Source organism: Chitinophaga polysaccharea, assembly GCF_902150045.1.
Lineage (GTDB): Bacteria > Bacteroidota > Bacteroidia > Chitinophagales > Chitinophagaceae > Chitinophaga > Chitinophaga polysaccharea_A.
The window spans coordinates 745,232-759,069 of the sequence record NZ_CABFVU010000003.1; the positions used below are offsets into that span (position 1 = coordinate 745,232).

Annotated in this window: 14 protein-coding genes; 4 read left to right on the forward strand and 10 right to left on the reverse strand. The window is 46.2% G+C overall.

The features are described 5' to 3' along the window. Positions 1–155 precede the first annotated feature (155 nt). A complete protein-coding gene (locus tag FN124_RS23405; protein ID WP_142687192.1) occupies positions 156–1,235 on the reverse strand; it encodes a FecR family protein in 1,080 nt (359 codons plus the stop codon). 324 nt (positions 1,236–1,559) lie between these two features. Continuing rightward, entirely contained in the window at positions 1,560–2,171 is a 612-nt protein-coding gene (locus tag FN124_RS23410; RefSeq protein ID WP_142687193.1) for an RNA polymerase sigma factor, read from the reverse strand. Positions 2,172–2,607: 436 nt separating this feature from the next. Between FN124_RS23410 and FN124_RS23415 the strand changes: the two genes are divergently transcribed. Then, complete coding sequence (locus tag FN124_RS23415) at positions 2,608–4,404, forward strand: AMP-dependent synthetase/ligase (RefSeq protein WP_142687194.1); 1,797 nt, start codon at positions 2,608–2,610, stop codon at positions 4,402–4,404. Here the strand turns inward: FN124_RS23415 and FN124_RS23420 are convergent. Beyond that, a complete protein-coding gene (locus FN124_RS23420) occupies positions 4,401–4,997 on the reverse strand; it encodes a VTT domain-containing protein (RefSeq protein WP_142687195.1) in 597 nt (198 codons plus the stop codon). The genes FN124_RS23415 and FN124_RS23420 overlap by 4 nt on opposite strands. 240 nt (positions 4,998–5,237) lie before the next feature. Between FN124_RS23420 and FN124_RS23425 the strand changes: the two genes are divergently transcribed. After that, a complete protein-coding gene (locus FN124_RS23425; RefSeq protein ID WP_260607567.1) occupies positions 5,238–6,593 on the forward strand; it encodes a vanadium-dependent haloperoxidase in 1,356 nt (451 codons plus the stop codon). A gap of 200 nt (positions 6,594–6,793) precedes the next feature. On the opposite strand, the gene FN124_RS23430 is transcribed toward FN124_RS23425, so the two are convergent. From FN124_RS23430 to FN124_RS23460, 7 genes are all read right to left on the reverse strand, one after another. Next, on the reverse strand, positions 6,794–7,363 hold the full coding sequence (locus FN124_RS23430; protein WP_142687196.1) for a DUF6620 family protein: 570 nt from the start codon (positions 7,361–7,363) through the stop codon (positions 6,794–6,796). Positions 7,364–7,374: 11 nt separating this feature from the next. After that, positions 7,375–8,202, reverse strand: coding sequence for a hypothetical protein (locus FN124_RS23435; RefSeq protein WP_142687197.1), 828 nt, complete (start codon positions 8,200–8,202; stop codon positions 7,375–7,377). A 2-nt stretch (positions 8,203–8,204) separates the two neighbouring features. Next, positions 8,205–8,450, reverse strand: coding sequence for a hypothetical protein (locus tag FN124_RS23440; protein ID WP_142687198.1), 246 nt, complete (start codon positions 8,448–8,450; stop codon positions 8,205–8,207). A gap of 19 nt (positions 8,451–8,469) precedes the next feature. Beyond that, positions 8,470–9,426, reverse strand: coding sequence for an SPFH domain-containing protein (locus FN124_RS23445; protein ID WP_142687199.1), 957 nt, complete (start codon positions 9,424–9,426; stop codon positions 8,470–8,472). A 10-nt stretch (positions 9,427–9,436) separates the two neighbouring features. Continuing rightward, the gene (locus tag FN124_RS23450) at positions 9,437–9,937 is read right to left on the reverse strand and encodes a hypothetical protein (RefSeq protein ID WP_142687200.1); all 501 of its coding nucleotides are present in this window, start codon (positions 9,935–9,937) and stop codon (positions 9,437–9,439) included. Between the two features lie 22 nt (positions 9,938–9,959). Beyond that, on the reverse strand, positions 9,960–10,280 hold the full coding sequence (locus tag FN124_RS23455) for a hypothetical protein (protein WP_221887879.1): 321 nt from the start codon (positions 10,278–10,280) through the stop codon (positions 9,960–9,962). A gap of 193 nt (positions 10,281–10,473) precedes the next feature. Further along, a complete protein-coding gene (locus FN124_RS23460; protein ID WP_142687202.1) occupies positions 10,474–10,797 on the reverse strand; it encodes a DUF4870 domain-containing protein in 324 nt (107 codons plus the stop codon). A gap of 229 nt (positions 10,798–11,026) precedes the next feature. On the opposite strand from FN124_RS23460, the gene FN124_RS23465 reads away from it, so the two are divergent. Continuing rightward, positions 11,027–12,892: a transcriptional regulator gene (locus FN124_RS23465; protein WP_142687203.1), complete on the forward strand. Its 1,866-nt coding sequence runs from the start codon at positions 11,027–11,029 to the stop codon at positions 12,890–12,892. A gap of 138 nt (positions 12,893–13,030) precedes the next feature. After that, positions 13,031–13,825: an SDR family oxidoreductase gene (locus FN124_RS23470; protein ID WP_142687204.1), complete on the forward strand. Its 795-nt coding sequence runs from the start codon at positions 13,031–13,033 to the stop codon at positions 13,823–13,825. Positions 13,826–13,838: the final 13 nt, after the last annotated feature.

Consider the following 13,838-nt stretch of genomic DNA (forward strand, 5'->3'; position numbering starts at 1 on the left):
CGACAATTCCTTTCCTGTAGCAGTTGTCCAGACTTTACAGGAAAAAATTACAGGTGGCGGTGTTAGGGCATCGCCACTTTTTTTGGTTGATAATTTCAGGTAAACTTAATAACAGTGAACATTTTAGCGGAATTACAAGTGAACAATACTTTTAATTAACTGCAGGGCTTCCCGGTAATGTATACCTGGCCACCGCTGATCTTATAGCTGGCGTTAATGGCCGCACAGATTATTTTCAATTTATTTTCAAATGATTCATTCGTGATGGTAGTGGTGATCATGCACTTTCCAAACACTTCCTCGCTTGCATTTATTTTTATACTGTAAGCAGTTTCCATGGCGTGGAAAATATCCGTTACAGCAGTATTGTCGAATACGAAAGGTTTTGGTTGCACAGCAGGCTGCAGTTCCGCCAGCTCGCTGTTATCAAGTGAATCGGCAACAAAGGCCGAGGTGAGGGTATTAAAGCGGATCTTATGGTTAGGCGTTACCACGTAGCTGCGCTGTTTTTTATCGGCCAGGTTATACACGGCTATTTTGCCGGTTTTTACAGTTACCGTCAGACTTCCATTTTCTTCAGACACCCTGAAACTTGTTCCCAGTACCCTGATCCCAACTTTTGGCGTATATACTATAAATGGTCTTGCCGCATCTTTTGCGATATCAAAAAAAGCTTCTCCTTTCAGGAATACTTCCCGTTTGTTTTGCAATAAAAACGCATCGTGCCGGATAGAGGCGCCGGCATTCAGCACTACGGTAGAACCATCTGTAAGCCATGCTACCTGGCTGGCATTGCTGGTATTGATGCGGGTAAGCTGCTCATTTTCCATATGGCTGTTCAGTGTTGCAGCTACCGGTGTTTGGTTGTCTTTTTTCAGGTAGATGGCTACCAGCGCTATTCCTGCCAGCGCTGCAGCCGCTGCGCCCAACCACCTGTAACGGCCCATGCCTCTTATACGGGCAGGCGTTTCTTCCACTGCAGGGCGCTCTTCTTCCATATGCCTGTCAAGACTGGCATACAGCTCTTCCAGCATAGCTTCATCTACTGCAGGTTGTGGCACTTTAGCCAATGCAGCTACCATATCACGGGCCTTTTCAACATCCCTCACCCTTTCCGGATGGGCCATCATCCACTGCTCCCAGCGGGCAGTGCTGGCATCGTCCGGGCGCAATACCCATTGAACAAAACTATCGTCCCTGATGAACTCCCAGGTATCCTCTCCAAAATGCTTCATGCAGCTGTTTTTTAAGCGGCAATCAGTTGCCCTTTAAATGTAAATGACAGAGATGCTCATTTTATACTCAAAAAAAATAAAGTTTTTTTAACAGTGTTGTTTTTGTTGGTACAGATACTTCCCTGATACCTCTCTGATACTTAGGAGTCGTTTATGTGTAGTACTCATCATATAGTCCTTATACACTCGTCATACTGTGACGAGGCATTAATGATGCCCCCATTTCCCGGTACGAGATCCGGCAATAAGCGGTAAAACCGGCGGATTGATTTTGCCGCCTATTGCCCGGGTGGTAATTTAGCAGTGGACTTTATTCTTATTGAATCAGAAAAAGAGATAGAAGGTTTCCAGCAGGCGCCGGGCAAACGGGGTGGTTTCCAGCGTTTCTTTGATACGGCCAAGGGCGTTATAAAGGAGGTTGCTTACAGACTGGTACTTCATGTGCATCAGTTCCGCGATCTGGGCATTGGTAAAGCCCATATAAAAACGCAGCGTGATAATTTCCTGCTGCCGCCGCGATAATTTCTTAATGGCATTATCCAGCAGTATACTGCGGGAATCACTGATTTCGGCGTCAATGATCCTTTCTTCCACGGTAGATTCCACCTGGAGATGTTCGTGAAGGAATTTATCCTGCTTATCGGTAACGGAGCGGTATTGATAGTTGGCCCGGATCAGTTTATATCTCAGGCTGCGGCATAGGTAAAACCGGATGGCCACTTCTTCACTAACAGTGTCCCTGCTGTTCCATATCTCTATAAAAAGATCATGGATGATGTCTTTCAGCTTTTCCTGGTCGGCACAAAACCTGGATCCATACTGGAACAGGTGCCTGGTATATTCGCGGTAAATCAGCGTAAAAGCAGCTTTATCGCCACCTTTAAATCGCTTCCATAAAGCAGCGTCCTCAAAACAAACGTCTTTCTTTGCAGGCATGCGTGGATCTTTTACGGCAAAACTGATGCTGGTATCAATTGGGTTGGCTAAAATTTTTGGATGTACCCGAAATGTAAATATTTTTTGTCAATCAATCAAAAATCATTCAAATACCATAAAGGAAATACATAAAAATACCAGTAAAACACCCCTGCCCTCCCGGTTTTTAATTGTCCAATATACACCTGAAAACAATAAGGCGCCAAAAAAATAGCGCCTTATTGTATCAGCTGTTTTCAGGAAAGAATTATGACGTAACCGTAATAACTGCTTCTTTATAAACGGATATACCGAAGTATTGGCTACTTCAAATACTTTAAGCAGCTGTTTTCCCACCTGGAAAAGAAAACAATCCACCGCTTTTTTACTTCTTTGGCGAAGCGAAGTTTCATACCGGTTTTTTAGTATATTTAAAGAACATCCTTAATTTTCACGTATGAACAATGTTTCCAAGAGTAGGCTTTTTGATGCGGTTGCCTGGCAGTTGGCCAAATTCCCTAAACCTGATATGTTGGCGGCTAAAGTTGACGGACAATGGAAAACCTATGACACTGCCGCCGTCAGTGAAATCGTAAACCGGTACAGCGCGGGTTTGTTACAGCTGGGTATTGGTGGCAACGACTTTACCCCCGAAGGCGCCGATAAAATTGCTATCATCAGCAACAACCGCCCGGAATGGATTTTCACGGACCTGGCCGTGCAGCAAACAGGGGCCGTACTGGTACCTATCTATCCCACAACCAATCCCGCTGAATTGCAGTTTATCCTGAAAGATGCCGCGGTGAAATATATGTTCGTGAGCAGCAGGGAATTGCTGGATAAGGTAAACAGCATACGGGAAGGGATTCCGTCTTTACAACATGTTTATACATTCGATGAAATACCCGGCGCCACACACTGGTCGGTTATTCCGGCACAGGCCACCCCAGAGCTGCTGCAACAGGTGGAACAAATAAAAGCAGGTATTGATCCCGGCCACCTGGCTACCATTATTTATACATCCGGTACCACTGGTACCCCCAAAGGGGTGATGCTTACGCACAGTAATATTGTGTCGAATGCTTTTTTATCCAAAGAAAGTTTTCCGTTTGAAGATGCTCCGCAACCCAGTAAGGTACTGAGCTTTTTGCCTTTGAATCATATTTTTGAAAAGTGCGTGACCTATATCTACCTGTTCAGCGGCATCAGCATTTATTATGCAGAAAGTATGGACACGCTCAGCGCCAACCTGAAAGAGATCGGGCCTGATGGATTTACTACCGTTCCCCGTCTCCTCGAAAAAGTATTTGAAAAAATTATGGCTACCGGCAGCGGGTTAACCGGCATTAAACGTAAACTGTTTTTCTGGGCGGTATCCCTTGCAGGGAAATACGATAATAACATCAGCGGCGGGGCGTGGTACAACCTGCAGCTGGCCATTGCCAATAAACTTATATTCAGCAAATGGCGGCAGGCACTGGGCAACAACATCCGGTTTATAGTAACCGGTGGCGCTGCCTGCCAGGAAAAACTGCTGCGCATTTTTAACGCTGCACGCATCCCCGTGTATGAAGGCTACGGCCCTACAGAAAACAGCCCCGTTATTTGTGTGAACCGTAAAACACCAGGCGATACAAAGTTTGGTACCGTAGGACCGCCTATCAATGGTATTGAAGTAAAGCTGGCCGAAGATGGAGAAATATGTGTGAAGGGGCCTTCCGTTATGAAAGGCTATTACAAACGCCCCGACCTTACCGCTGAAACCGTGATTGATGGCTGGTTGCACACCGGTGATATCGGATTATGGGTAGATAATAAATTCCTGAAGATCACCGACCGCAAGAAAGAACTGTTTAAAACCAGCGGTGGAAAATACGTGGCCCCACAGCCAATTGAAAATAAATTCAAGGAAAGCCCTTTTATAGAACAGATCATGGTAGTGGGCGCCGGGGAAAAGTTTACAGGCGCATTGATTGTTCCTGCTTTTACTTACCTGAAATACTGGATGAACCAGCAGAACATTCCTTTCAGTACCAATGAAGCGGCAGTAGAAAACCCGAAGGTATTAGCGATGTACCAACAGGTAGTGGACAATTACAACCAGCATTTTAACCATGTAGAGCAAATCAAAAAGTTTGAACTGCTCACGGAAGAATGGAGTATTGCCGGTGGTGAAATGACGCCCAAGCTCAGTTTGAAAAGAAAGGTGGTGACGGAGAAATTTAAAGATGTGATCGCAAAGATTTACAGTTAGGAAGATGATTTCCGGAATTCCTTTACAATGCGGATCACTACGGGAACCGTTACTGTAACGATAATCACCGCAATAAAATATTTGAGATAAGGTTTCAGGAACGGCATACTTCCAATAAGGTAGCCAACCAGCGTAAAGCTGAAAGTATAGGCAATGGAGCCAATGGTTACAAATAAAAGGAAGCGGCGGAAATCCAGTTTGATCATTCCTGCAACAATTGGCGCAAACGTACGGATAAGGGGAAGGAAAACCCCTGCCGTAAGCGCGGTGGTGCCATATTTTTTATAAAAGGTTTCGGCAGATACCAGGTATTGCCGGCGAAAGATCCCCGAATCTTTTTTATTTTTAAGCAGGTGTCCGGTGGTCCGTCCGAACCAGTACCCGGTGGCATTGCCTGCTATCGCAGCAACGGCGCACAATGCGCAAATCACCAGCACATTATTATCAAAGCTTCCTGATGCCGCCAGTACGCCGGCGGTAAACATAAACCCTCCGCTTGGGAGGAAGAAGCAGAAAAACAATCCTGTTTGTCCGAATACAGATAGGCATACAATGAACAGCCCTCCATAGCTGATCCACGATTCAGCATCCATAGTTTATTGTTTTAAGAGTTGCCGGATGCCTCAGCACCAGTAACGCGAATATTAGGTCATCTTCCTGCTGACAGGCCATCAATGCTGGCCTGTCAAAATTACTGCGGGTAATTTACAATTAAAACTTTTATACTTTGAAAAATGCATTCACTACGCGGATTGGCTGCGTAAAGAGGGGGTAATTTGGTGGTATTGTTTGTAACCATACATGTATAACCTTAAAAAGTAAAAAGTAAAAAAATGAAAACCTATTGTTTGTTAGCCCGTACTGTTGCTTTCTTTTTTGTGGCTGGTATGATAGCCTGTAAAAAAAATGATGCCCTGGTTCAAAGTATCCCGGGCACGCCCACAGCAGTAGCAGCTCGTACGCTGCTGGCCGGTGGGGATGTAGCCGTTCCTGTTTCCTGGTACCAACTGGAACTGAAGCTGATAAAGGAAACACCGGGGTTTAGTCCGCCGGTTGCTGCCAGGGCTATTGCCTATACCGGTATCACGCTCCGGGAGGCAGTACTGGGCGGTATGAACGGGGCGCCTTCCCTGGCGGGTCAGCTGAATGGCCTCCGTCGTTTGCCCGCACCGGAATGGGGAAAAAGATATAACTGGGTTATTGCCGGCAACAGCGCTATGGCCCGTATCATCAGGAACCTGTTCCCCAATGCAAGCAGTGAAAACCTTGGCCTGGTGGCACAACTGGAAAGTGATAACCTGCAGGCGCATGCAGACAGTTGTTCGCCGGAAGTGGTGAGCCGCTCCATTCTTTATGGCCAGTCAATTGCCAATGCCATTTATCAATGGTCCGCTTCAGATGGCGGTAAAGACGGGTATCTGAACAATTTCCCCACAGATTATATTCCGCCTGTTGGTCCGGGCTACTGGGTGCCTACACCACCGCTCTTCCAGCGGGCAATGTTACCTTACTGGGGAAAGAACCGTCCCATCGTTAAATTCACGGCATCGGATTCAGCCAATATTCCGCCACCCGCTTTCTCAACAGATACAGCCAGCGCATTTTACAAAGCAGCCTATTTTGTTTACAGGAAAGGACAAACACTTACACCGGAAGAAACCCTGATTGCCCAATACTGGGCAGATGGCGGTGGCACCTTCACTCCTCCCGGGCACCTGATAGCCCTCACCACACAGCTGGTAACAGAGCAGCAGCTGAGTCTGGGCCAGGCAGCCAACCTCTTTGCACAGGTGGGGATAGGCCTGAACGATGCGGGGATCCTTTGCTGGAAATATAAATACCGGTACAACCTGGTGCGCCCTATTTCGTATATCCGTTCACGTATAGACAGCAGCTGGGCGCCACTTATAGGTACTCCTCCTTTCCCGTCGTATACATCGGGGCATGCCTCCTTTACCAGTGCGACAGGCAACATCCTGGCAGCGCGTTTTGGCAGTGGCTTTTCTTTTACAGACAAACAAAAGGTACCGGAAGGCTTTGCACCACGTTCTTTCAGCAGCTTCTCACAAATGATCAATGAAGCTTCTATTTCCAGGGTATACGGTGGAATTCATTATGAATACGATAGTGAAACCGGTAAGCTCACGGCAAAAAGCCTCGCACAAAGAATACTGTCATTAAATTATTAACCCAGTCAGCGCAGCTTGCATTATTGTATGCTCCGATCTGTGCCAGAATGAGAAAGGGGCTGTATCAAAAGTAATCTGAAGGTCCTGAGAATTATTGCGTAAACGAAAATTCTTTCCATCAGGTACCCGAATAAAATCGAGTAAAAATCACTTTTGATACAGTCCCTTCTTTCCTTTACTAACCCTACCCAGGGAAGCATTTAAAATTCAATGTCGTCTGCTACGTTCCCTCCCTGCTTTTCGGCAAACAGTTGCTGATACTTCGCCTGGTAAGCTGCCTGCCTTGCATTGTACCCGGCGTAATCAGCCTGGATATCCCGGTGGATCTGGTCATTCCACATAGAAGCTGCCACCTGGAAATCGCCAAGAGGAATCCCATACTTATCCATGATCCATTGCGCACCATCCAGGCCGTAATCGTAGGCCACCTGCCTGGCTACTTCCAGCTCCTGGTAGAAATCCTTGTCTGCCTTGATCTTTTCAATATTGCCCGCGCCTTCTGCAGATGTTTCCGCTTTTAAACCACTGAACTTCGGATGCTGATCCGCCTGGCCAAAATACTGGCCAAAGAGCGTCACAATATGAAAAGTAGGATCCTGCTTCATACGTTCAGGCCAAAGCAGGTTAGCCTCCTGCCAAACAGGTAGCTCTACCCCCAGTGCTTTTGCTACATCGTCTTCACTAAGACCGCTACCCAGTTTTGCACAGGCAGCACTGTAATCTTCTAATGTAATACCATGAATTGGTTCTAATAATGGATTGCCAGACATATCGTTATTGTTTAAAGATGATTAATGGAGTAGTCACTTAATAATCGTTCGTAAAATTTCTCGTTTTCGCCTGCCATATCGGGTACTATCCTGTTCCACTCATCAAACATGGCGCGCAGGTAAAGCCGGTATAATGCGGGGTTTTTAGGCCTGCTTTCCTCGTAGTTCCTGAGTAAGTGGGCAGTGCGCTGTTCTGCCAGGCTACGTGCCTGGTGCAGTACCATACGCGCCCCGGTAGAAGGGCTGAAAGTGTTCTGCGACTGGCAGAAGGGGCAGGTGATGTAGGTGTCAATAAAAAACATCTTTGGAATGGTGATATTGCCGCCACACTGCCTGCAGCTGAACTTATCCCTTATCCTTTCAAACGCCGCCAGTTCTTCCCGGTAAGCGCCTTCCAGATCCTGCTCCCCTGCCGCATTCTTCAACAGTTCAATAGCTTCGTTGATCTTCTCTTCAAAAATAAAATGACGGTTCAGGCAGGCCATCCTGAAAGTATGCAGCTTCCCGTGATATGCAAGGCCCGCACTGCTGGTAATAGACGGGATCGTTGATTCCGCTTCATACACGAAGGAAATAATATTTTCATCCTTAATTTCATTCGCCTTGTTCCTCATTTGGTTAACCTGCCCTATGAGCCCCTGCACCATTTGGTGATGCGCCCGTTTATAAGGGTCGGTATCTTCCCGGAAAACCCTTTGCAGTTCAGGTATTGCAGCGGCGGTCATCTCCTGCATACGGGCTTCCAGTTTATCCAGGAAAGCAAACCATCTCTCCTGTCTTGAACTGATCTCCGCAATTAATGCAGGGTTTTCATACTTCCTGCCAAATAAACCAAACATGTTTATGAATTATTTTCCTTTTTGATATGCACCCCATCCGTGAGGGTTGTATCCATGAATACAAAGCCGCAATAGGCACAGGCAGTAAGCCCCTTCCGGTAGGCCCGTCCTGCACCGCATTCAGGGCAATCACGGATATCCATTTTCGCCTCTTCAATCTTTATCTCACCACCATAATGCTCCCGTGTTTCTACTTTTTTCTTCAGCTGCTCCAGGAAGCCCAGCACCCGTTTCTTTTCTTCTGCCATAATGCGAACCGGTTAAAGGTTAAAGTAATTTCAGCAGTTCTTCTTTCTTAGCAGCATACTCCTGCTCTGTGATGAGCTGTGCATCGAAAAGCGCCTTCAGCTGCTTAAGCCGTTCTGTAATATCTATAGCCGGAACCGGCTGTTGTTGTTGCATAGTTCCGTTGGTCATCATATTCGTGATCATGCCCATGGTTACCGCCTGCCGCGCACCCTCGCCAATATCCGAACGCTCTTTATCCATTGCATTCGCAATGCTGTACTGCGAAAATTTATTCATGTCTGTTACCATGTTCATACCAGTAACCTTATCGTATTGTTTCAATACATCTTCCGGTAATGTAATACTGGTAATGGTAAAGCGGGTAATCTCCAGGCCAAAATCAGTAAAATAGGGCTGGATCATCGGCTGGATCTTTTCGTTTAATGCGGAAATATTTCCGGCCGCATCTACTACGGAAATATTTGCAAGTGCCAGCACTTCTGCGAATTTTGGCGCAATAAAATCGCGCAGCTGTAATTCCAGTTCTATGATATCCAGTCGTGGAAAGGTGCCCGCGTATTCCCTGAAGAACCGCGATACATCCGCTATACGGATATTATAGGTACCGAAAGCCCTTACACGCACCTGTCCAAAGCCCGGATCCTTCATTAACACCGGAGCCGGGGTGCCCCATTTGAGATTAACAAACTGATGGGTGTTGAAAAAATAAATATCCGCTTTAATGGGGCTTTCAAAACCATATTTCCAGCCTCTAAGCCTGGTAAGGATAGGGATATTTTCGGTGCTCAGCGTGTGCTTTCCGGCCGGGAACACATCGGCCAGCTGCCCTTCGTTCAGGAAAAGCGCATGCTGGCTTTCCCTGACGGTTAGCACCGCGCCATTCTTAATTTCTTTATCTGCGTCCGAAAACTTCCACATCAGGGAATTAGGGTCCGGGGTTACGGACTCAATGATTTCTATAAAAGGTAATCCCATGCTGCAAGATTTAAATATTGGGCACTTTTGCCGTAACTATCATGTCTTCTAAAATTTCCAGTATCTCTGTTTCAAACTGCTCCTGCCGTTTTCGTCCTTTTTTTGTATCCGGGAAATAATCGCTGATGATATAGTTTTTTCCAAACCTGTTTTTTTTATTGGAGATAACATAACAGAGGTCCCCATTGGTGGTTTCCTGTAGAAAATAAAGCTCCTCAAACGACATGAGTTTCCTTGAATACAAACCGGGTACCTGCTGGTACACTTCCCGGGTTAACTGGTTAAAGACAAATGTAAGATTCAATTTAAACAAAAAGTCGTACGCCGCGTAAAAAGCACAGACACCTCCTATGCACATCACCAGCCTGGACACCTCGTACGACAGCTTCCATAGCGACGGTACCACAAACGCTGTTGCTGCCAGTATTAAACAAATAATAATCCTGGCTTTATAAACTTTGTTGGGTTGAAAGCTCACTTGCCCTTCAGTAATTTTTCTGCTGTATAACATCCCCGTAGTTTTAAGCAACCTGTTAATCCTCTATCTCCATGATGGCAGCCATTTCCGCTGTTATTTTCTGCAGGGGCTTTGTTAGAAATAAGGTCTGGTGAAGCATCACCGATCTTTCCCTGCCATTTTTAAGAATGATCATCGCCACTGTGGCATTCACCGTAATAATGAAGGTCTGTTTTGAAACCAGGAAGTGCTGAAAGTCTTCAAACCGGAACACGGTCACCGGCATAAAGAACGCCGGTTGCACAGAAATGGTGCGGGCATCCGCATCTATCCTGAGCCTGGCGGTAGCCCTCAGTAAGATAACGATACCCAGCACCCCTATGAATAAACTACCCACCTTTGCACCTCGGGCAGGGTTATTATATAACATAAACACAACCAGGCCGGCTAAAAGAAGGGCTAACAAACAAAAGAAGGCCGTCTGATTTTTTTTTGTATATACATTCCCTTCCCGGGTAAAATATCGAAGCGACTGCATACGGTAATTCTAATCTAATATGGTTATATAAATATAATCGGTCAACCTTCCGTTAATTGATAAAGGCAAATTTATCTTCGAACACTTTGCCTATTACCGGAACTGGTTTTTCTGCCTGGTTAGCGGCGTTAATGATGCCCAGTACCCAGAAAATGAGGATAACATATCCTACCAGGCCCAGGAAAGATAATGCCGGTACCATATGGGCTATAATGCTCAGGGCAATATTGAGCACAATGCTTACAATGGCAAGGCCCAGCGATTGTTTCAGGTGGTACCTGAGCAGGCTGTCCGATTTCTCCTTTCCGGAGAAATAAGCGATCAACCATCCGATAAGGGTTACATAAGACAAAATAGATAACGTTTTGCTGTTCATGGATTCGAGGTTTTCGTCTGGCGTTATTGCCTCTGCAAATTTGGAAGGAACAGTTGTCAATCCGGCATCCGTCTATCCTACAAAATGACTACCCGGGTTAAAAATAGCGTCTACAATATGACTACAACATTTTCAATCATCTTATTATTAGTATCTTATAAATATCAATAATTACCTCTTTAATAACTTTTACTGGTTCACTTTTAACGATTTGTAGTAATTTGCCCGCATGAAATCAATACCATATCTGCCATTTGTTTGTATACTTGTTTGTATGTGCGGATGGTTCTCGAAGGCATCTGCACAAATTTCGCTGGCCGACAGCCTGCAATCCGTAATAGCCGATCCGGCATTTAATGAGAAGGAGAAACCAGCCCTCCTTAACCAGTTGGCCGAGATATACCGGGCGGGTAAAAACTATCCCCTTGCCGGGGCGGCAGCCAGGCAAAGCGCCACCATATCCTTAAAATACCAGGACTACAGGGAAGCCACCAAGGCTTATACCATGCTGGCAAATATCAGATTCAACCTGCAACAGTATGCTGATCTGAAAAAAGCAGTGGATTCCGTTTTTACCATAGCGCAAACAGTACCCGACCCCATCGCCATGGCCTATGCCTGTTATTCGAAAGTACTGTTATACAAAACCCTGGATAATTCAGACGATATGGTGAAATACTGTCAGCTGGGCCTCCGGCAACTGGACAAGGAGCCCGATCCCTACATCGCCGCTAAAATATTATACCAGCTTTATGTAGTGTATTCAGGCTGGAATAACGAGGAAAAGGTAGATGTATATGCCAGGGCAGCCACCGAAAATGCACTGAAGACCCATGATTACAACCTCCTGAGCAATTGTTATACGGCCTTGTCGGTAGCGCATGAGTATAAATACAATGCCACCAGGAACAAACAGGAACTGGACAGCGTGATGTTTTACCTGAACAAACCGGTGGCATTGTACCATCAGTACCCTGGCAGGGTGGCCAATAACACCTACGCCATTGCCTGTATAAATATTGCCAACACCTACCTGAAATATTTCCCCTCCGACGACCCGGGAGCAAAAGCCCAGGCTATCCATTATGCCGGTGCTGCACGATCTGTGCTGAAAAATGCCGGTAACAGTGAAGATGTATTTGCCAGCAGCCTGGGTATACTAAGCGAATTTGCCAAACGGGAAGGCAATACGGCCCAGGCAGAAAGCTACCTGCAGGAAGCATATGAAGTGATAAAAGCAGCCGATCCCGCATACTATTACACGCTGATCAACGTGGTGCAGTCGCTGTCAGCCTTCTACGAGCAAAGGGGAAACTACCATAAAGCCCTGGAATACCAGAAAGAAGCAACCCTCTACAACAACAAGATCTTTAACCAGCAACAGGCGCTCAATACCCAGAAGCTGGAAATACAATACGAAACAGAGAAGAAAAACAACGAAATGCAGATCCTGAAAGAAAAGGAAAAAAGCCGCACCATGCAGAATTATCTGTATGCCTGCATTGCCATAGCCTCTTTCCTCGGGCTGGTATTCATGTTCCGCTCCTACCACTTCAGGTTGCGCCTTTCATTACAGCGGGAAAAACAGCTACAACTGGAAAAACACGAGTCGGAAATGCAGGTGCGGCTGGAAAAGGAAGAACATGCCAGGCTCCGGGCAGAACAGCAGCTGCTGGCCACCCAACAACAACAGCTGAAAAAAGAAGTAATGGCCAATGTGCTGCAACTGGAACATAAAAATCAAACCCTGCAAAGCATACGGAACAAGCTCACGGAAGGCGACGCCATCAATATGCAAAAGATCCTGAAAGAACAGATGGTGATCGACAGCGATTTTGAACATGCAAAGCTGCAAATCCAGCAGGTACATCCCGATTTTTTTAACCTTATCAACAACAAAGCCCAAAGAAAGCTCACCTTACTCGATCTGAAACTCTGCGCCTACCTTTATCTTAAGATGGATACCCGCCAGATTGCCCAGCTGATGAACATTGAAGCAAAAAGTGTGAGAATGAGCCGTTATCGGATCAAACAGAAGCTGGGACTGGATAAAGATGATGATCTCAACGGATTCCTGCAGGGGCTGGGGAATTAACCAACCACGTAAACCTTTTACAGGACCCAAAACCTTCTATTGTACCCTCCCATCCGTCATTTTGGCTACAAACATCTTCAATATGGCAACATAGCAAAACTGCCGGCGATCGACTTTTGTGTTATAAAAAAGAACAACATGAAAACGATCTTTATTACCGGCGCTTCTACCGGTTTAGGTAAAGCCACCGCGAAGTTATTCCAGCAGAAAGGATGGGCAGTAATAGCCACTATGCGCCAACCTGAAAAAGAAACGGAGCTATCCGGACTTGAAAATGTAACCCTGTTACCCCTGGATGTCACCAACCCGGAACAGGTAAACAGTACCGTTCAAAAAGCCATACAGTTGGGGGTAGACGTAGTGTTTAACAATGCCGGCTACGGTTTGGTAGGCCCCATGGAAGCCTTCAGCGACGAACAGGTGGTAAGACAGTTAAATACTAACCTGCTGGGCGTGCTCAGAGTAACTCGCGCATTCATTCCCTATTTCCGGGAGAGAAAAAGCGGCCTGTTTATTACCACCACTTCCATGGGCGGCCTGTTTGCCTTTCCCCTGAGCTCAGTATATCACGCTACCAAATTTGCCCTGGAAGGCTGGAGCGAAAGCCTCTCCTTTGAAATGGCACTGTTCAATGTAGGGGTTAAAACCGTGGCCCCGGGCGGTATTATCACCGACTTTGGCGGCCGCTCCATCGATGCCCCAACACATCCCGCTTATGATGATGCCACTAAAAAGCTCTGGGCGCTCTTCAACACTGATAATTTCTCAACGGCAGAACAAATAGCCGCCGTTGTGTATGAAGCCGCTACAGACGGCAAAAACCAGGTGCGCTATGTAGCCGGGCAGGATGCACAATCTTTATATGCAAGACGCGAAGAAATAGGCAATGAAGCCTTCAGAATGGAGATGGGCAAAAATGTATTAGGTTTGTAACAGCGTAACTCAG